Genomic DNA, 20,269 nt, shown 5'->3' with positions numbered 1-20,269 from the left:
CTATTTTGCCCTATTGGGCAGTTTAACTATAAAGTGTTTAAATACAGTTGGTTGAGCTTAATATAGTCCCAAACCGCTGCGGGGATGAGAGTCTTCAGCCGCGCATTATTTTCGTCTCCACGGCTAGTATTAGCGTCGAGTTCGGCATTTTCTATCGCGCTACCCACAGCTATCCCATCACGTATCGCGCTCGACGAAATAGCCACTGGCGCCGTCTGCAAAAAGGCAAGTTTGCCCGCGCAATACTGCTGCAACTCGCCAGCGGCAACTTGACGCTGATCGACCCATGCCTGTACTTCACCGCTTAAACAGCTGTAGCCCGGACGAGGCCAAACCGCGAAGTTCGCCAAGCGCTCAAGCTCCTGCCAGCGATACCAGCTCATAATGGTTTGCAATGAATCCCAACCCATTAAAAAAATCAGACACGCCTCAGGACCGTACACCTGTCGATAATGAGTTAAGGTCGCGAAAGTGTAGGACGGACTGTCCTGCTCCAGTTCCCAAGGGTCTACAACTAGCTCAGGGGTACCTGCGATAGCCAAACGCAGCATCTGCAAGCGCTGTTCGCCAGTGGCCTGTAGCGTCGCTTTGTGCGGCGGCAAATGGCAGGGCAACAAGCTTACGGAAGCCGCCTTTAACTGCGCGCGAGCATCCAGCGCAGCACTTAGGTGACCATTGTGCACTGGGTCGAAGCTGCCGCCAAACAATACCAGTGTTTTTGTGTCAGACGAATGACGCCGCGCCATCTCCGAGACTGAGGCTTGGCCCTTAGCAGGCGCGGATTTAGGCGAGGATATGTCCGTCACCCAATACAATCCACTTTTGCGAGGTTAGCCCTTCTAAACCGACCGGGCCGCGCGCATGGATCTTATCTGTGGAAATGCCGATTTCGGCACCCAAGCCATACTGAAAGCCATCGGCAAAGCGCGTAGACGCATTCACCATTACCGAACTCGAATCGACGCGAGCCAAAAACTGGCGCGCTTTACTGTAGTTTTCGGTAACAATACATTCGGTATGACCCGAACTGTGCGCTGCGATGTGATCGATAGCTTCGTCCATACCCGCAACGATTTTTATCGACAATACAGGTGCCAGATACTCCGTATCCCAATCACTTTCGGTGGCGGCGTTTATACCGGGTAGCAGCGCTTGGGTGGCACTGCAGCCGCGCAACTCTACGCCTTTTTCGGCATAGGCCGCAGCCAGAGGCGGCAGCACTTGAGCGGCAACCGCTTCCGCTACCAGCAAGGTTTCCATTGCGTTACAAACACCATAGCGATGGGTTTTACTGTTAAGCGCAATATCGAAGGCCTTATCGGTATCAGCATTGTCATCGATATAAACGTGGCAAATACCGTCTAGGTGTTTAATCACGCTAACCCTCGACTCGTTGGCGATACGCTCAATCAAGCTGCGACCGCCGCGTGGCACAATTACGTCGACATAGGCCGGCATGGTGATTAATTCGCCGACAGCGGCGCGATCAGTTGTCTCGACAACCTGTACAGATGTGGCGGGTAATCCGGCCTTAGCAAGTCCAGCGCTGATGCATTTAGCAATTGCACGATTGGAGTTAATCGCTTCGCTGCCGCCGCGTAAAATCGTCGCGTTGCCCGATTTCAAACAAAGGCTCGCCGCGTCGATAGTAACGTTGGGTCGCGACTCATAAATAATGCCTACCACACCAAGGGGCACGCGCATTTTGCCAATCTGAATGCCCGAGGGTCGATAGCTCAGATCGGTAATTTCACCGCAGGGGTCACGCAAAGCCGCAACCTGCAGCAGGCCTTCGATCATGCTGTCGATACGCTCCGGCGTAAGCGCCAAACGATCCAATAATGCCGGATCAAGCCCGTTGGCCTCCCCCTTAGCAACGTCTATGGCGTTGGCGATCGCAATCGCCTCACGCTGCTCATTAAGCACATCGCCAATAGCGAGTAGCGCATCGTTTTTTTGCTGGGTTGTCGCCGCCATCATAATACGTGACGCCGCGCGCGCATTGCGGCCGAGCCCTACCATGTAGTCATGTACAGAGAGTTCGACGGCGGCGTGGTCTTGATTGTCTGTGGTCTGTTGCATATTCGTCTGCTAATTCGGGTCATTCAAAGGAAACTGCGGGCATTATAACGCCCCACCCCGTCAGGGTCAGGTAGAAACGGGAATTATTTCCGACGGCGCAACAGGAGCAAGGGGTTCGGCAGAGAAGTGGCGACGAGCAAAATCGATGCGTTGTCGCACCGACATCCGAGCGGGGTTTTTCAGTTTTTCGATTTCGCGCAGGCGCGGCAGCAAACCGGCATGATTAGCGATTTGAATCGACAGGCCTGGGCGCGCGTTAAGCTCCAGCAGCACAGGGCCCTGATTGGCATCCAACACTAGGTCGACGCCGAGATAGCCGAGGCCTGTCATATCGGAACAGGCGCAGCCCAGCTCTAGCAATTCCTGCCAACGAGGTACGGCTAAACGCATCAAATCACAACCGGTATCGGGGTGATGACTGACCCTATGATCGCGCTGCACCGCATTTACCGCGCGCCCAGACCCCACATCGATGCCGACACCCACGGCCCCCTGATGAAGATTTGCCTTACCTTGAGAGACAGCACAGGAAAGCCGCATCATCGACATCACCGGCACGCCGCGAAACACAATTAAACGTATATCGGGCACCCCCTCGTAGGAGTACTCGGCAAGAAACGGATCGACAACGATCAAACCTTCCACAATCGCGACATCCATCGCGCCGCCCAAGGAAAACAAGCCCGCGAGAATATTGGAGAGATGGCGCTGAATATCGGGCAACTCAATTGGCTGGCCATTACTGCGATAGTAGCGGCCTTCTTCGACCCTGATAATGACCAGAATTCCCTTGCCACCGGAACCCTTGGCCGGCTTTATACAAAAACTCTTCTGACCGCGTAGCAATAACTCCACATTTTTAATGGCCGGCTGGCTATCCACCACACCGATCATTTCTGGTACCGGTACATCATGCTCCAGCGCCAACTGTTTGGTTTTTAATTTATCGTCGACCAAAGGCATTAAATAGCGTGGGTTGTAGGCGCTAATATAGGAAATATTACGCCGGTTCATTCCCAGAATACCCATGCTATAAAGCGGTTTTATTCGTGTTCGCCAAAAATTAAACACGCTTAAGCCCCTTTCGCCATCGCCAGCCAGCACCGGCCGCAAGCTTTGCTAGCTAACATCTCTAGTTTCCATCCTTCGGCAACAACTCTTTGAAACGACGAATCTCGGAAAGACGGTAACCTTTGTAGCTGCCCAGCATTAATACCAACGCCATAAAGATCAGCTGCAAGCTCAAAAAGTTAAAGGTGAGGTGACGCACTATGTCGTTGGTCATCACCACATAAGCCAGCATGGCTACTACGAGAGAACCGCCGCCCTGTACCAACACCTGTTTTGGGCCTTCCTCTTCCCACAGGATTGACATGCGCTCTATAGTCCAGCTAAGAATAATCATCGGGAAGAAGGTGATTTTTAATCCTTCACTCAAGCCCAGCTGATAAGCCAGTACTGCAAACACAGCGATCAATACAATCACCGAAATAATCACTGCCGATATACGTGCGATAAGCAGCAGGTTTAACTGCGAAAGGTAGCTGCGAATCATCAGCCCTACCCCCACAATAAGCAGAAAGCCGACTACGCCCGTCAACAGGCTAGTTTGAATAAATGCCATGGCAATAAGCACCGGCATAAAGGTGCCAGAGGTACGCAAGCCGACGAGGATTCGCAGCATAACAACCACGAGCACACCGACGGGAATTAACAAAATACCCTTAAACAGTGCTTGTTCTTCCAAGGGCAGGCTGTGAATTGAAAAATCCAGCAGGCTGCTACGGCGCACACTTTCACGTTCGATCACCTGATTTACCGGAACCTCTTGTTCGATAACCGAAAAATGTACCGTCGATTGATTGCCGCCAATTAAATCCAGCAAGGCGGCGGAGTGATATTCCCACAATATTTGATTTGGTTTGCGACCCTGCTTGCCAGTCGCAGGATCAAATAGTTGATAGCCATCCCCTTCAAACACTTGCAATACCGGCGCTAGCGACTGCCGGCGACGGCCATCTTCGAGGTTCAGCAGCAGCACCTTGCGCGCTGGCACTCCCGCATGGTGCAACAAATCGACCAGCCAATCGATGCGGGTTTGGGCCTGCCCTAACAGCTGGGCACTTTGAGCCTCGGTACGGAACTCGCGAATCAACTCACGGGTGAGCGTGAAGTTATCGGCCGAGCGAGCGAGCGCGTTTTCAAGTAATTGCAAAGCGGCGGTAACTTGCGGGCCATCGCCCTGCAGCATCTTAGGCGGGGCGATAGAAGGTGATGACAGGTCCACGCGCTGATTTGGGTCGACCAACATATCGACACGGTAATAAAGTGTTTGCTTACCCCACACCGAACGCGCCGACCACTCCGCTCGTCGACCGCTGGAACCATCTGCGGCGGCATCGGTAAAGGCCAACCCATAGCCAGGGCTGGCGGTGTGCTCCCCCAAACGCTCGAAGCCCATTTGGGTATCGGGGATTGCAAGCGAAAGCTTTACCGGCTCGCCCTTTGCCAAGTATTCAATTTTCGCCTCAATTGACCAGATTTGACGTTTCTCACCCGGCAGCCAAGGTACATCAAAGGCAATGTGACGGTAGGCTGCGAGTCCAAAACCCGCTATTAACAATAAGGCAACGAAGGTATAAAAGGGCGCTCTTGATTTGGACAATCTCACAGCTGAACCTGTTTTGGATGTAATAGACGGTTGAATAGAATTAAGAATTAGCTTGGCAATTTTGACTTAGTAAGCGCCGCTGGAAACTTGGGCGCGACACTGAAAAGCCTGCCGGCTACGCCCTCATTTGAGTAAATTCCAATTTGAAAAAGCCCGAAACCGAAAACCCAAGAACTTGAAAATTCAGCTACTTGGGTTCTTGTGCTGCTTTTTGCGGTGCTTTCTTTTGCGCTGTGGTCTGCGCCTTCTCGGCTAGCGAATCGCGCAGCTTACGCGACTGCGTAAATTTAAGCGAAACATCTACCATGGCAAAGTCCTGTAAAAAATTACGGCCGAGCAGTACCGGATAAAGCATTTTATTGCGATCAGTAAGGGTAAACTCGACGCCCTCAACCTTGTCGCCAACCTGTACCAACAACTCAACAACTGGGCGCCGCTCCAACTCTTCGAGCGATGCCTGGCGAATTTTTTTATGGTGCAGTAAAGGTGTTTCGAAGGCTTGACTACCGCCTTCGCCTGGCACCGTAAAACGCACCCAGCGCTTGCCGTCACGCTCGAACCTCTGCACATCAACCGCGCTAATCGACGAAGTCGCCGCGCCCGTATCTATGCGGGCCTTGTAGCGTTGCTGAGCGACAGGTAACCACACCCATTCAACCCGCCCTAAAACCAATTTGTCGGTTGTTTTAGGCTGCACATCACTAGTATTGTCAACGGGAATTGCCGCTGGCGAGCCCACTGGCACGCTAGCCGTTACCGGTGCTGATTCGCCTGTAACCACTTCATGGACATCTTGAATTTGAAGCTGCATTAACTCTAACTGCTCCGTGAGCGCTTGCTGGGAAAACTGTAGAGAGTCTAGCTGCTCGGCCTGTTCGAGCAAAAGATCGCTGTGACGAGCTAACTGCTCGGCTTTTTCCTGTAGCGCCGCATCGGTATTTTTTTGGTTGCTAAAAGTACAGCCACTGGCCACCAGCAACCCACAAATCAACACAACCTTCAAACAAAAATATCTGTACACCTCTGTACTACCACCCCAATCGAACCTTGACCCCATATTCCCGTCCGTTCTGTTACCCTTCGGTTTAATAACGTTAATTCTGCTTCAACTCTGCCGTTAATTTACATATCACTTAGGTGCGGCATCCCTAATAATGGCGCGGCTTAAGGCGCGCTATGATACCAAGCTAGTTAACAATTAATGAGTAAAACCACACGCGGAAGGAGTTACCTGTGATTAAGGGCATTATATTTGACCACGATGGCACGCTAGTCGACTCAGAACGCGTTCACTTTGAGATCTGGCGCGATGTTTTACGCTCTTATTCCACAGAACTCAATCGCGATGATTATATTCGCCATCACGCCGGTGTACCTACAGATAAAAATGCCGAACGCATGGTAAAGGACTTTGATCTTGCGATATCCGCCGCCGAGCTAACCGCCACCAAATTAGCCGCTGCCCGCGCCCATCTGGATAATACCGCCTTTCCGCTCTACCCCGACACTCATGAAGCAGTAGCGCTAAGCTACTCCGCCGGCATGAAAATGGGAATCGCCACTGGCGCAGGCCGCGTAGAGATTGATTCCTCGCTCGACAGCCATCAATTGCGATCCTATTTCGGCGCAATCTCGACTCGCGATGACGTCAAATCCGGCAAACCAGCGCCCGATGTCTATTTGCAGTGCGCGCAAATGCTTAAACTCAAAGCCAAAGATTGCATCGCGATTGAAGACAGTCGCACCGGCGTCGAATCAGCGCTCGCCGCAGGCATGGAAGTCATCGTGATCGCAAATGACTTTTCTGCGCTGCAAGATCTTTCTCGCGCCACATACTCCGCAAGTAGCTTACGTGAAGCGGTGGTTATAGCCCTCACAAAAAAAGGGCCCTACGACTAAACTCGCAGCGGCCCTTTGGTGAAGCAATTTAGACCAGAATGGGCGATACCCAGTCGGCGCAGACCCAGCTGGCCATTATCCGTCGACTGGGTATTTATAACCGTTAGGATTCACCCTTGCTATGTTTGCTAGGCTGCGAATGACGCGGTTTCTCATGCCTATCCGGCCAAACATCAGCTTCACATCCAAATAACTGCTCCCCCGCTACGCAAATATCCTTCCCACGACCACCGAACAAACGATCACGTCCGTCGCCGCCATTGAGTTGATCACGTCCATTACCACCCAACAGCACATCCCTGCCCGCACCGGCACAAACTAAATCATCGCCAGCGAGGCTAACAATCAGATCCCTAGCGGGAGTGCCAACCATAACATCGTCATGCTGGCTGCCGATCAAGGTGCCACGGTATAGCTGTCCGTTCAGCGGACCACCTACAATATGACCATTTTCTGCCTCTACATAAATAGTGGCCTCACGGCCCATGCAGCTAGGTACGCCAACGACCGCAGAAAAATCTAGCGCAATAATGACAGGGTCGTGATCAGACGAACGATAAGCATCGGCCTTATAGAGATCGGTAGAGCTAGCAGGATCTGAAAGATAATTATCCGGCTTATATTCGCTGTTGTAGTCGAGTAAATTGATCTCATCAGCATTGATATGCCAGTCGGCAACCGCGACCACACGCCCCGCCAAGGCCTCGCTCGCCAGCGCGTGATCGAGATAGCCGAGCTGACCATCGAACACATAACCGTAGGCTTCGGCACCGATAAACTGATCAATTAAATCCCGGTAACCCGCGTTCTTGAAGGCGTTAATTGGGGCTTCTTTACGGTAGGCGTTTAGATCGCCAATAACCAATTGATAAGGTGTATCGATAGCGGTTGGATGACTGGCCAGCCACGCCACTTCACGCTCGGCAGCGGCGGTACGTGTAGAGTTACAATTCCCTTGACCCGTGCTCACATCATCATCTCCAGTGCCGCAGGAAGAACCCTTAGACTTAAGATGGTTTACTGCCACAGTAAAGTTTTCCCCGCTCGCTAGATGTTGAAAACTTTGCGCCAACGCCGCACGATTTTTAGCTTCGCCACTAGACAGAGGGTCAGTAAATTCTAAGTCATCGAGAACAGCAGTAGTCCCTATTTTGGCAACCGTCGTTGGGCGATAGATAATCCCGACGCTGATCGCATCGCTGCCAAGGCTACCGGTGACCAGCGCTTGGTAAGCATCGGAACTAGATGTTGTACAACCGCGGTTAAGCGCATCAACTAAGGTCTCTACCGGCGTTACTTCGGCGCCCAAAGCAGGGTTTTCCAGTTCCATCAGACCGACAACATCCGCATCTAACGCACACAGTGCCGCAACAATCTTATCCTGCTGACGCTGCAACTCAGCAACTGAATTCGCGCCGCGACAATCCATATTGGCCTCTGGCCCGCATTGCGCAACACCATCATCCAAGGTGGTGAAATAGTTCAGTACATTAAAACTGGCAATGCGCAAGTTCCCCAAACCTTGCAATGGCGCTTCTGTACGAGGGTTGTTGTCATTAAAACGGTAGTCGTACACACCTGGGACCGGCTGAATACGCCACTTATCGTAGGCGTAATGCAAAGGCCCGGTAAGACCAACCACCGAAGCCCCACCGCGCAGGCCGTTCTCACCGCTCAACCCTGGCAAAGGGTTGAGGACCTGTATCGGATTCTGAGTGCTACTGCCGTCATCGAGTACTATTCTCGCCGTCGCCATCTGAATTTGATGCGCGATCCAAGCGTCGGCATCTGGCTCCGCCACATCGGTAAACTGACGAAAACGGTCACCCGCGGCCAAAACGACTTCGCCGTAGCGACCCAACTGGTAGTACTCAGTCGCAAACAGCTCACTGCTTATGCTAACCAACATACCTTCATAAGCTTCGTAGAAGGAATCAATTTCTGCTTGAGCCTGATCTAAGCTCTGGGAGGTTACCGCCACCGGCAAGCTAATTTGCGCCGGACTAGGTAGTGGATTGTTGGAACTGAGAATCACAACCGCATCCGCGCTGGCCGGATTCAATTGGCTCATGCCGTAGTAGTCCGACGCCGCACCAGTAACACGAACCTGATCGCCAACACTGACCGCGACCGTGCAACTGCCGCAGTACACGAAAATACCTTCGGAGGTCTGAGCATTGCTATCGCTATCGGCATCCTCCTCCTGAATAAAGAAGCCGCGCAATTGATCGCTACCTTGGTAGACGCCAACCACAATCGCCTCAACAATCACTTCATCGCTGCGTGTTACTTCCGCGCCAGCGCCTTGGATCTGATGAATCTTTACCCGTTCAGGTGCTGGCTCTGGACTTGGCTCGGTACTGGGCCTGGGTGTCAGAGTTGGTGTCGGCTCAAGAATGACACCAGCCTCACAACGACCAAAATTACTTTCAGCCGGCGGCAGCCAAACCTGATTTAAATAATCAAACTGCAATGAATAGCCAACCGGCGTAGTACTGCTTTCCGACACACCAATGTCTTCACTCAGCAAACCAACAGCGGGGCCATCCAGCGCCTCAAAGGCACCCTCATAACTTAAAAACTGAACTACATTTGCACTGTCGTCCAGTAATGCAATACCGTCTGGCGCGCCATTTTGCAAACCGTTCGCAGGCAAGCTAAGTGTAAAATAGCCACGCTCACAGCCCTCAACCGCGCTGAGTTCACCACTTATCGCAAAGGTATTGTAGGGCGCACGCTGGCTAGCAGAGCCGTTATAGAGCACCAAGCTCCAACCGCTTAGTTCTGCGCCGACTGGCCCACTTAGCTCTATAGCCTCGCCGGTATCAGTGCCATCGTTATCGTAGTGAATCTCGCTAATACTAATATCCGCCTGCGCTGCAGCTAACAGGCTGAAGGGTGTGACGGTTGTGCATAACGCGGCCAGCAGGTAGCGCGCAGACAGTAATTTGAACATCTAAGGCTCTCCAATTATCTAATTATCGCCATTCGGACTGAGAACAACTCCTGTGGCGAGAGCCTAGGGATAGAGTTTGACACTAATAAGACGTTCTCGTTAATGCCATCAAATTTAAAAAAAGCGACATAAAAGTCACCTAAATAATTCATCTAGATGTCATTAAATCGCGATAGGCAGCATACTCCCAGTGTTTACTAAGCTAGTTCGCCGTAATGGCTTAATCCTAATTCCGGCTCAACCACTGCATTAAAGCTATAATTCAGATGCCGTTCAGCCAAGCCGTTGTATTCTTTAGCGCATCAACACACACTAAGTTCGATATTGCCGCGAACGCTCAGTATCTAAACCCTCAGAACACCAACTGACAAAGGGGCCACACACCTTGCAATGCCGGGGAAGGTTAACCGATACCGCAAGCGTCCGGTTCCGATTAGAATGGCGAACTCAAACTGCGAATTGATTATGACCATGAATTTAAAAACATTTGCACACCTCCCCCTATTCATTTGCCTTGCCTTTGTGGGCATAAGTGTCGTTGCACCTGTAACCGCTGCCGCCTCACAAGCCGTGATGCAGCTAGCGCAAAACGATAGTGGCGCTACAAGCAAAGCGCGCGCAGCAGCCATTGCACAACAAAAGTATGGCGGCAAGGTGCTTAATGTGAGCGAAGCTGGTGGTGTTTATCGGGTTAAGCTTTTACAGCAATCGGGCAAGGTGAAGATTGTAAAAATACCGGCGGCGTCGGCTAGATCTGCAGGAGGTTAAGCCGTGAAACTATTAATCGTTGAAGATGAAACCGCCATTCGCCAGCAACTAATCGATTTTTTTAGCGCTCAAAAATTTGTTCTCGACAGTGCCGCCGACGGTATAGAGGGCAGTTATTACGCAACCGAATTCGATTATGATCTTGCGATTATCGATATCGGCCTACCCGGCATTGACGGTATCGAAGTGATTAAACGGCTGAGAGCCGCCAATCGAAAATATCCGGTGCTCGTCCTTACCGCACGCGGACACTGGCAAGATAAGGTCAACGGCCTCGAAGCGGGTGCCGACGACTATCTAGTCAAACCTTTTCACAGCGAAGAACTGCGCGCGCGCGTAAACGCCCTCATTCGACGCTCGGCCGGTCACTCAACGCCACAACTACGATTCGGACCAATCGCAATTGATACCAGTAGCAAGCGGGTATCACTAAACGATACGGAAGTAGAGTTAACTAGCTTTGAGTACAACACCTTGGAGTACCTCGTACTCCATGCCGGCGAGGCTATATCCAAAACTGTCCTTACCGAACACCTCTACAATCAGGACTATGAACGCGACAGCAATGTCATTGAAGTTTTTATCGGCAGGCTGCGCAAAAAGCTAGACCCAGACGGGAGCCTTAGTCCAATTCGCACAGTGCGCGGGCTGGGCTATAGGTTTGCCCTTACGGTCAATGAAACACTACCCAGCTAACGCACAATCTTTAATGCGGGATTGGTAACACAAGTGCCACTCACTAACCGGCCTTTCGCAAGGAGCGAAGTCGATAATGCCAACATTCTTCATAAGTAAACGCGCTTATTTTATATTGCTGCTCGCGCTTACAATTGGCGTTGGCGCGGCACAATTGGCGTTAAATTGGCAAATCGAAAAAAATGTCTACGCGGAAAACAATTCACTGCTCGCCAACCAAGCGCAGTTGCGTAGCGATATATTAAAACGCGAACTCAGCTCCAGCGAACATCACGTGCGCTTTTTAGCGGCGACCCCCCCGATACAGGGCATTGTAAGAGCAACTAAAAACAACGGCGTCGACCCCTACGACGGGACAAGCAGGGCCCAATGGCTGGAGCGACTCCAAGTTATCTTCAAGGCCTACCTGCTCGCCAACCCCGCCATCGCTCAAATTCGATATATAGCCGCTGCCAATGACGGTCTCGAGCTGATACGCGTGCAACGCGAGGCCGCCAATATTGTGATAGTACCCGCGGCGGAACTACAAGAAAAAGGGAGCCGCCCCTATATACGCGAAACCCTAGCGCTAGGCGAACAGCAAGTATACGTTTCTGATATTAATCTTAATCGAGAGTTCGGCGAAATCGAGCAACCACCATGGCCAACTTACCGAGTCGCAACTGCCATTTATGAGAGCGAACGACAACCCTTCGGAATTATTATTATTAACTTCAACGCAAAAGCGTTACTCGACAGCCTGAACTCAAATTTAGAAAAAAGTACCTCGCTCATTCTTAGCGATCAAGCTGGTCGATATCTTATTCATCCAGACCCAAAACTGCCGTTTAAATTCGAGTACGGCGATATTTCTCGCTGGCAACCTAGCAGCAACGAAAACAGCACACCAACCAGTAATCATATTTTTATCGACGCCAAAACGAAACAACACTTTTTGTTTGCGATGAATAAAATCCCATCCGGCAGCGGAACTCAACAACGATTTTTTCATCTTGTCACTACCAAAGATATCGCCGATATAAACTCAACAATATTTAACCGCCAGCTATCGGCGGCGTCAATTGCAATCATCTCTTATATTGTCTGCTTCCTATTACTTACCCTAAGCTGGCTTTTAAGTAATAAAACACTTATTGAACAACGCCTGAAAGGCGACCTACAGGCGCTGATCCAAGGTTCTGGCGATGCAATTATCACGACCGATCGAGACGGCACAATTACCGACTGGAACCCCCATGCTGAAAAACTGTTCGGGCAAGACAAAACCTATGCGCTCGGCAAGCCACTATTAACAACAATATTTGAGGACAGCTACCAGCCTACGGCAATGCAATACTTCAAGTCAGTGTTAACAGAACATACAAAACCACAATTTGAAATAAACGCACGCCGCATTAACGACAACGCTCCTTTTATCTCGGTGACCCTATCCCCCATATTACTAGGCAACGATAATCTCGCCGGCGTTGCCGCAATTGTTCGTGATATTAGCGATCAGCAACGACTGCACAAAGCCATGTTAAATCTTAACAAACAGCTAACCTCAAAAAACCGCGAGTTAGAACAGTTTATCTACACTATTTCGCACGATTTAAAAGCGCCGCTCGTTACGATTAAGGGGTTTTCATTACGCTTAGAGGAAGAAGAAAAAGATAACGTGAGCGAAAAGAGTCGCCACCGGCTGAATCGAATAATCTCTAATGTCGATCAGATGAATAAGTTGCTGGAGGAGCTTCTGCGACTATCTAGAATAGCCCGCAGCGATATTCAATACGCCAAATGTGATTTGCAAAGCAGCGTTAACAAGGTGTTGCGATCCATCGAAAGCGATATAAATATGAGCGCTGCTAAGATTCAATTGACCAATGGCACCTGCTCGGTTCACAGCAATGAAACCCTACTACAACAATGCTTACAAAACCTCATTAGCAACGCCATTCATTACCGTGCAGATGATCGCCAACCGATCATCAATATCAGCTACCAGCTTACCCAGGGTTACACCTGTATTCAGGTGCAAGACAACGGCAAGGGAATCGACAAACAGAATCACGAAACAATCTTTAAATTATTTGAAAAACTAGAGCACAGCGGTGGCTCCGGAGTAGGTCTAGCCATTGTTAAAACCATTATGGATAAACACCAAGGGAAGGTAACCCTATCCTCAAAACTAGACGAGGGAAGTGTTTTTACCTTATATTTCCCTGAGGCCACAACTAAAAAACTCGGCAGTATCAACGCTAACGAAACAGACTAATAGCCCATGCAAACCAATCTAAAGCCTACAGACAGCCTCTCAATAATGATCGCCGAAGACAACCTCGATCACGCCGAACTTATTGCCGATGCGTTATACGATTGCAGCCCCCAACACAAAATCACCCACTTAATTGACGGCGCGGCCTTACTCGAAAAATTAAGCGATGCCGACCCGCAAGATCTCCCCGACTTAATTCTGTTGGACTTGAAAATGCCGAGACTGAATGGCGTTAATACTTTAAAAAAATTAAAATCTAGCCCTTCATTACAACATGTTCCGGTGATGATACTAACGACGTCCTGCACCGACTATGAAAAGCGGGTCTGTTTAGCGCTAGGAGCCACACAATTCATAACCAAACCAATTGATTCGACAACAATGGCATCCTACTTGTGTTCGCTATCACTCTCCCCCTGGTAAGGAAATCAGAACCCAATCATGAATATACTTCTCGTAGAGGACAACCTCGATCACGCTGAACTAATTCAAGACCTGTGTCAGCAAGGTTTTGAAACAGGCTACACTATCACCCACTCAACACTATTACACGACGGAATAACTAACCTTCAAAAACACCACTTTGATATTGCGTTATGCGACTTACAGTTACCCGATTCACCTATCGCTGACACCATATCTAAACTTGAAGCGCTAATAACCGACACACCAATTGTGGTGCTAACCTCGCTCGGTGATGAAGACCTTGCGCGCAGTTTAATTCACAAAGGTATGCAGGATTATCTACCTAAAGATGAACTAACACCGGCATTTCTGAACCGCGTCTGCACCTACGCTATTGAACGCAAAAAAAACCAAGTGCAAATGGAAGTAAAGAACGACGACCTAGAAGCATTTTGTAGAAGCCTATCCCACGACTTTAAAAGCCCGTTAAGAAATCTAAAACATCTAATAGAATTATTAAAATCCGAACTGACTGATCACCTAGAGCTTAACGAATCCGAACTTAATATCTTTAGGCTAATCGACGCTAAGCATATTGTTATCGAACAATTGATAGACGGACTATACGAACACCTGCGCGCAGATATGACCACCGCTACTAAAAGTAGCGTCGATCTCAATCAGCTCAGCACTGATGTCGTAAAGCAGTTACAGTTCGATAACAGCAAAACCGTTACTGTTCACAGCGGGACTCTACCAACCGTGTACGGCGATCGCGCCCAGCTGTTCATCTTATTTCAGAACATTATTGAAAATGGCGTAAAGTACAACAACAACAATCCACGAATTGATATCGACTGTGAAGAAATCGACGATGCTTTCCAAATCACCATCAGTGACAACGGCATTGGTATTGACCAAGAATACTTACAAAAAATATTTTTACCCTTTCAGCGTTTACATACAGAAAAAGAATACAAGGGATCGGGGCTTGGCCTAAGCACTGCGAAACGCATAGTCGCTAACCACGGCGGAAAAATTGACGTGCAAAGCACTGAGGGTGAGGGGACACGATTTATATTTACACTATCTAGCCAAGCAGGGAGTTTAAATTAGTGATACGCCAAAAGTATTCATCGAACCGCCAGCCACCGTTCGCTCCACGCCACAATCAATAGGTTGTCTATTATTATGGCCAAGTCGCTAAATTCGCTTACGGCTCGCATTACCCTCTTGTCGTTAATTGTTTTACCACTACTATTAGGCTTCAGCGCCTACTCGCTGGACAAGGCGTACCTGTTTAGTTTGGAGAAAGCCGAACAACAAAGCTTGCGAGGACAACTATACCTTTTACTCGGCGCTTCAGAACCGCAAGGCAACGAATTAACACTGCCATCAGCACTGCCCGAGCCTCGATTCAATACTCCACAGTCTGGGTTGTTCGCTTTTGTAGCGGACGCCGACCACAACATCGTGTGGCATAGTGATTCCAGTCCCAGCCAGCTAAACCAAATACGCACGCAAAGTTCGATTAGCGACGCAGCTCTACTAGCGAGTTTAGAACCACAAAATGAACCAGAATTATTCACCGAGGTAGCGCTCGAAAAAAACCGATTTTACCAACTCAGATTTGATTCTGTATGGGAACTAGAAACTGGCGATCAGGCATTTCGCTTTGTAATCTTCCACGACGCCAGTGAGACCGAAACGGAACTCTTAGCTTATCGGAAAGCTTTAGCATTTTGGCTTGGCGGCCTCGCGCTATTACTTATTCTTGCGCAGTTACTCATTACATTTTGGGGGCTATACCCACTTAAACGTCTTGCTACAGATCTTAGTATTTTCCAACAGGGCAATAAAAAACGTCTAGACGGAAACTACCCTTCCGAGATTTCGCCCGTCACTCACAATCTAAACAGCCTTCTCGAAAGTGAACAAGCTCAGCGCGAGCGTTACAAAAACACCATGGCTGATCTCGCCCACAGTTTAAAGACACCTCTAGCCGTTATGCGCGCAACCCTAGCCAATCGCGAGCACAGCGATCCCGCAACGACCAGCAGGGCCACAACGCATGAGCGAGACCGATTAATCGATGAACAAATTTCTCGCATGTCTTCCATTATTCAGCATCAATTACAACGCGCCACGCTGCGAACCACTCACACTTCGCTGACATCGGTATCGCTGCAGGAGGTGGTTCGGCGTTTAACATCAGCACTAACAAAGGTATATAGAGAAAAGCAATTTACCGTCGATGTTGATATTAGTGAACAGTTAATGTTTCCCGGAGATGAAGGCGACGCACTTGAGATGCTCGGCAACATTATCGAAAATGCGTTTAAATACGGCCGCAACACAATTGGTATTAGCGCCTACAAAACCAGCGACGCGTTGATGATTTTCGTGGAAGATAACGGCTCGGGAATTGGCAGCCTCGAAAAGAAAGAAATACTAACGCGCGGCGCCCGTGCGGACACCAGTACTCAAGGGCAAGGCATTGGTTTGGCAATAACATTAGACATGCTTGCCAGCTATGGCGGTTCGTTAGAAGTGCTCGACAGCGGTTTGGGCGGCGCAAAATTTTGCATCTCCATTCCCATTTAATTTAACTCGTCCTATCTATTTACTGAGACTATTCACCCGCAATGATACAAGCCCTTAACCTTTGGCACAGCGTGCCCGTAGTACTGCTTCGGCGTAGCCAATGTTTACTCGCTATTGGCATTTTTATTCACGAGGCGCTAAGCCCTAATCCAGACGCAATGCAGTTTCACATCTCCGCGGTGATACTGCATTTTGTCGGAAATATTTTATTGTTTAGTTCGCTGTGGTTTGCTTTTTACGATTATTTAAAACCGAAGGTGCTGTTCATAGTGGCGCTATGCTTTTCGCTTAGCATTGAAGCTGCGCAAGGTTTTATTGTCGGTCGCGACCCGAACTTATTCGACGCCGCCACCAATGTAACCGGAATACTATTCGGCTGGCTATTATGCAGCGGCGTACAACGCCTGCTGCCAAGCGTATTTAAAAAGGCTTAAACCAGAGCAGCAATTTCGGTAACAGTAACAGCGCACCCAGCAATGCCGTAAACATCGCCAAGCCGGTTAACAAACCAAAATAGATGGTGGGAATAAACGCCGACAACACCATTATCGCGAAGCCAAAAATAATAATTACGGATGTATAGAACATCGCGCGACCTATAGATTCATGAGCGCGATACATACTCGCAATATAGTCCTTATCCTGTTCCATTTCCCGACGGAAACGATGCACATAGTGAATGGTGTTATCGACACCTATACCAACCGTAATGGCTGCTACCGTAATAGTCATCATATCGAGTGGTAAACCAAAGATTCCCATAAAGCCCAAAATCGAACTGGCCGCAACAACCGTGGGGATAATCGCTACAAAGGCAAGTTTGATCGACTGAAACAGCACCATAAACATAATCAAAATGCCGATTAGCACTGTGCCTAAAGTTACAATCTGTGAATTAAACAAACTTTGCAGCATGTTGTTATAGAGTATTAACAGGCCCGAAAAACGGTAGCTGTCAGGGGCGAGTAGTGACTCGTCCTGAAGATGCTTTTGAATACGCCTCACCAATTCGGCACGCTGTAAACCTGGGTAGCCATCGTGAATTCTTAAACTAATTCGCGCGCGATCATTCTGTTCAGAAAGATAAGGGCTTACCAAAGCCGACTTCACCACGTCTGGTAACGCTCGCTGCATAATCGCCAGCTCGAAGTCATTTAGGCTGCCGTTGATATCCTTACCAACCTTGTACAAGATCGCCAAGGATTGCACCTTGCCGACTTCCGGCAGTGAATCTAAATAATCATGTACCGCCTCAATTTGTCGCAGACCACTTACCGTCATCCAGTAGCTGCCTTTCGATTGCTGCGCTTTCGTGCCCGCATCGCCAAAGCCTGCATCAAAGTCATCACCGAACTCACCGGAAAACTCATCGTCAGCTGCAGACGCCGCAGCGGCGAAGGGGTCACCGCCAAATTCGTCATCGCTAAACTTCACCTCTGGATTATTTGCAACGGCCGGCTTATTTACCTTGGGCGGATCGATAATAATATCCATTGAGGTGGTACCACCAAGGTCGGAATCGATAACAGCTAAGCCCTGATAGATTTCCGTATCCTTGTGGAAGTAGTCGATAAATCGGTTTTCAACTTGCAACCGCGTAATACCCCAAGCGCTAGCTAAGGCGATAATTAAAGCCACAATCAGCACGAGACTACCGCGACGCTCGACAAAGCGAGAGAAGTAATAGGTTAGCGGGTGGCGGCTAGCGCCATTTGCATGCGTCACTACGGATGCACTAATAACATCGCGCTTAAACAACATCAACGCGGCGGGCAGGATGGTGAAGGCTAAAAATAATGCCAACAGTAAGCCCGCGGTCATTAACCAACCAAAGTCGATTACCGGGCGAATATCACTCACTACCAGCGAGGCAAAGGCGACGACCGAGGTAAGCACGGTGTAGAGACAGGGGCGAGCCATAAACTGAGCAGTCGCTATGACCAACTCGCGCTGAGTCCAGTTCGGCTGCTGCTCGACGAACTCTCGGTAACGCACAACCAAATGAATAATGATCGCCAGTGAAATAATTAATAGCAAAGCGACGAAATTTGACGAGATAACGGTTAACCGCCAATCCACCCAGCTTACGTAACCCAACATCATGACCACAGCCATTACACAGCAAAGCATAGGAATAACAACAAACTTTATCGAACGGAAAATGATTGCCAGCACCAAGATCATGAACAGCACTACGGCGGAGCCAAACACCACCAGATCACTTTTAATAAAGCTGATCATGTCTGCGGTAATCATTGTCAAACCGCCTACAAATATTTCTGCGCGATCTTTATAGCTGGCAACAATCGTACGTATCTTTGCAACGCGCGCTCGTGATCGCTCATCGGCAGCCGTGCGATGGCTAAGCAATTCAGCTGATACGCGTTCTAACTCAGTGGCCTGCGCCTCACTTAACTCGCCTGTTTTATACCGTTCCCGCAGCTCATCGCGCTGTTTAACCAAGGCTAAAAACGTTTCGTCTACGGCAAGGTTTAACTGCAGTGCAGTGACCTGACCGTCGGGACTGAGGATAAAGTCCTTGTACACTGGACTGGTTAAGAACTCTTTGCGCGCAAGCTGGTAATCAACCCCAAGAGTTCGCAAGTTACGCGGCTCTTTGACCATTTCCGTTAGTGACTGTAACGGGCTGTAAATCAAGGGCACATCCAAGATGCTGTTGACCCCCACTACACCTTCCACAGCCGCTAGTTCTCCGCGCAACTGATCTAACAATATTAGTGACTCGTCGCTAAATAACTCTCCGCTCGGCTTAAAGGTTACAACCAGAAAATCGCCACTTTGGAACTCCTTGGTGACTTCTCGAAAAAAGTCTAAATCGGTATCGTTTTCCAAGGTAAGCGAATCGGCAGAGGCATCCAGCTTAAAGTTGGGTAAGCCCGCAGCTAAAACTGCGGTAATAAGCCCGAGAAATATAAGGGTGCTTTTGGGGTAACGCGTTATGAGGGAGAGGTAGGAATCAAACAGTCGGCTGAACATAATCTGGTAGTCGTCCTTAGAAGAGTATACATATCTGGTAAGCCGTAAAACCTAAGCAGTAAGATTAACTGCTCGGGCCTTACACTAAGACCTTAGAATGAGGCCTTTGCTAATTGCAGCAGCAAATTCAATAAAGATTGCCGAATTTCGGCTCCATGCCACACTTTTAGCCACTTGTCGTATTACGATTTTGGTGCCCGCGCATTATACTGGCGACTTTGCGAGCCTCATAATAGCAATATGTTAAAAATTCGTTACAAGCATCCGCGCAAAGATCCGTTTTGGATTATGGAGCGCGCCTACGCCATTGGACAGGCGAGCGATAATCATCTAGTGCTCGACGAGCCCGACATTGCGCCTCATCATGCCAAGATCTTCCGCGACGGCGACAATTACCATCTGCGCGATCTCGGTTCTGAGAGCGGCAGTTATATCAATAATCAGCGCATTACCAGCAAACAAATTTCCTACGGCGATCATATTCGCTTGGGCTCGGTAGAGCTTGAAATAGTTGACCCCATTGCTGAGACGCAAACCGACAACAATCAATACTGGGCACTTATCGCCGATTCAAGTTGGTTAACAGGGCAAGAATTTCCATTAATCTTCGATAATAACAGCACATTAAGCATTGGCCGCGGCAAACAGTGCGATATTGTTTTCCCCGGCACCCACCTCTCGCGTGAACATGCGACCTTGAGCCTACAGGGCGATCTACTGATACTGGAAGATTGTAAGTCCGCGAACGGTACTTTTGTAAACGACGAGCGCATCAGTCGCGCGGAAGTCGTTGCTGGTGATCGCATTCGTCTGGATGTTTACAGTTTCCGTATTTTTGGGCCAGGTATAAAACTGCCAAACGGCTCCAGTAAACACCCAAAGGCGGTGCCCACTGCCGAGGCCCAGTCCAACTACAACGCGAGCGCTGAAGTTG

At 49.4% G+C, this 20,269-nt stretch carries 16 protein-coding genes; 9 read left to right on the top strand and 7 right to left on the bottom strand.

Going from position 1 to position 20,269, the window contains the following annotated elements; all coding sequences use genetic code 11:
* Positions 1-26: 26 nt before the first annotated feature.
* From nadD to IDZ20_RS15550, 5 genes are all read right to left on the bottom strand, one after another.
* The gene (gene nadD / locus IDZ20_RS15570; protein ID WP_188152377.1) at positions 27-806 is read right to left on the bottom strand and encodes a nicotinate-nucleotide adenylyltransferase; all 780 of its coding nucleotides are present in this window, start codon (positions 804-806) and stop codon (positions 27-29) included.
* Positions 784-2,082, bottom strand: a complete 1,299-nt coding sequence (locus IDZ20_RS15565) for a glutamate-5-semialdehyde dehydrogenase (protein ID WP_188152376.1) — start codon at positions 2,080-2,082, stop codon at positions 784-786. The genes nadD and IDZ20_RS15565 overlap by 23 nt, the downstream gene beginning before the upstream one ends.
* A 66-nt stretch (positions 2,083-2,148) precedes the next feature.
* Complete coding sequence (locus IDZ20_RS15560) at positions 2,149-3,153, bottom strand: alpha-L-glutamate ligase-like protein (protein ID WP_281250583.1); 1,005 nt, start codon at positions 3,151-3,153, stop codon at positions 2,149-2,151.
* Between the two features lie 61 nt (positions 3,154-3,214).
* Positions 3,215-4,753 carry an inactive transglutaminase family protein gene (locus IDZ20_RS15555; RefSeq protein ID WP_245792365.1) on the bottom strand — a complete coding sequence of 513 codons (1,539 nt, stop codon included), beginning with the start codon at positions 4,751-4,753 and terminating at the stop codon, positions 3,215-3,217.
* A 187-nt stretch (positions 4,754-4,940) separates the two neighbouring features.
* A complete protein-coding gene (locus tag IDZ20_RS15550; protein ID WP_223144991.1) occupies positions 4,941-5,810 on the bottom strand; it encodes an ATP-dependent zinc protease family protein in 870 nt (289 codons plus the stop codon).
* Between the two features lie 176 nt (positions 5,811-5,986).
* Between IDZ20_RS15550 and IDZ20_RS15545 the strand changes: the two genes are divergently transcribed.
* Positions 5,987-6,652: an HAD family hydrolase gene (locus tag IDZ20_RS15545; protein ID WP_188152375.1), complete on the top strand. Its 666-nt coding sequence runs from the start codon at positions 5,987-5,989 to the stop codon at positions 6,650-6,652.
* A 103-nt stretch (positions 6,653-6,755) separates the two neighbouring features.
* Here the strand turns inward: IDZ20_RS15545 and IDZ20_RS15540 are convergent, their stop codons facing one another.
* A complete protein-coding gene (locus tag IDZ20_RS15540) occupies positions 6,756-9,608 on the bottom strand; it encodes an ExeM/NucH family extracellular endonuclease (RefSeq protein ID WP_188152374.1) in 2,853 nt (950 codons plus the stop codon).
* 438 nt (positions 9,609-10,046) lie between these two features.
* Between IDZ20_RS15540 and IDZ20_RS15535 the strand changes: the two genes are divergently transcribed.
* The 7 genes from IDZ20_RS15535 (at position 10,047) to IDZ20_RS15505 (ending at position 16,772) form a co-directional block, all read left to right on the top strand.
* Complete coding sequence (locus IDZ20_RS15535; protein WP_245792364.1) at positions 10,047-10,376, top strand: PepSY domain-containing protein; 330 nt, start codon at positions 10,047-10,049, stop codon at positions 10,374-10,376.
* Between the two features lie 3 nt (positions 10,377-10,379).
* Positions 10,380-11,072 (top strand): response regulator transcription factor, encoded by a 693-nt coding sequence (locus IDZ20_RS15530; protein WP_188152373.1) that lies wholly within the window; start codon positions 10,380-10,382, stop codon positions 11,070-11,072.
* Positions 11,073-11,148: 76 nt separating this feature from the next.
* Entirely contained in the window at positions 11,149-13,329 is a 2,181-nt protein-coding gene (locus IDZ20_RS15525) for an ATP-binding protein (protein WP_188152372.1), read from the top strand.
* 6 nt (positions 13,330-13,335) lie between these two features.
* The gene (locus IDZ20_RS15520; RefSeq protein ID WP_188152371.1) at positions 13,336-13,752 is read left to right on the top strand and encodes a response regulator; all 417 of its coding nucleotides are present in this window, start codon (positions 13,336-13,338) and stop codon (positions 13,750-13,752) included.
* 18 nt (positions 13,753-13,770) lie between these two features.
* Positions 13,771-14,850, top strand: coding sequence for a hybrid sensor histidine kinase/response regulator (locus tag IDZ20_RS15515; protein WP_188152370.1), 1,080 nt, complete (start codon positions 13,771-13,773; stop codon positions 14,848-14,850).
* A gap of 75 nt (positions 14,851-14,925) precedes the next feature.
* On the top strand, positions 14,926-16,338 hold the full coding sequence (locus IDZ20_RS15510) for an ATP-binding protein (protein WP_188152369.1): 1,413 nt from the start codon (positions 14,926-14,928) through the stop codon (positions 16,336-16,338).
* Positions 16,339-16,379: 41 nt separating this feature from the next.
* Positions 16,380-16,772, top strand: coding sequence for a VanZ family protein (locus IDZ20_RS15505; RefSeq protein WP_188152368.1), 393 nt, complete (start codon positions 16,380-16,382; stop codon positions 16,770-16,772).
* Here IDZ20_RS15505 and IDZ20_RS15500 read toward each other — a convergent pair.
* The gene (locus tag IDZ20_RS15500; protein WP_188152367.1) at positions 16,759-19,335 is read right to left on the bottom strand and encodes an efflux RND transporter permease subunit; all 2,577 of its coding nucleotides are present in this window, start codon (positions 19,333-19,335) and stop codon (positions 16,759-16,761) included. The genes IDZ20_RS15505 and IDZ20_RS15500 overlap by 14 nt on opposite strands.
* Before the next feature lie 240 nt (positions 19,336-19,575).
* On the opposite strand from IDZ20_RS15500, the gene IDZ20_RS15495 reads away from it, so the two are divergent.
* Positions 19,576-20,269 (top strand): FHA domain-containing protein (locus IDZ20_RS15495; protein WP_188152366.1); only part of this gene is annotated, 694 nt, incomplete at its 3' end.

Source organism: Teredinibacter waterburyi, from assembly GCF_001922985.1.
GTDB lineage: Bacteria > Pseudomonadota > Gammaproteobacteria > Pseudomonadales > Cellvibrionaceae > Teredinibacter > Teredinibacter waterburyi.
The sequence above is the reverse complement of the archived record's forward strand: the minus strand, read 5'-3'. Positions and strand labels throughout refer to the sequence as shown.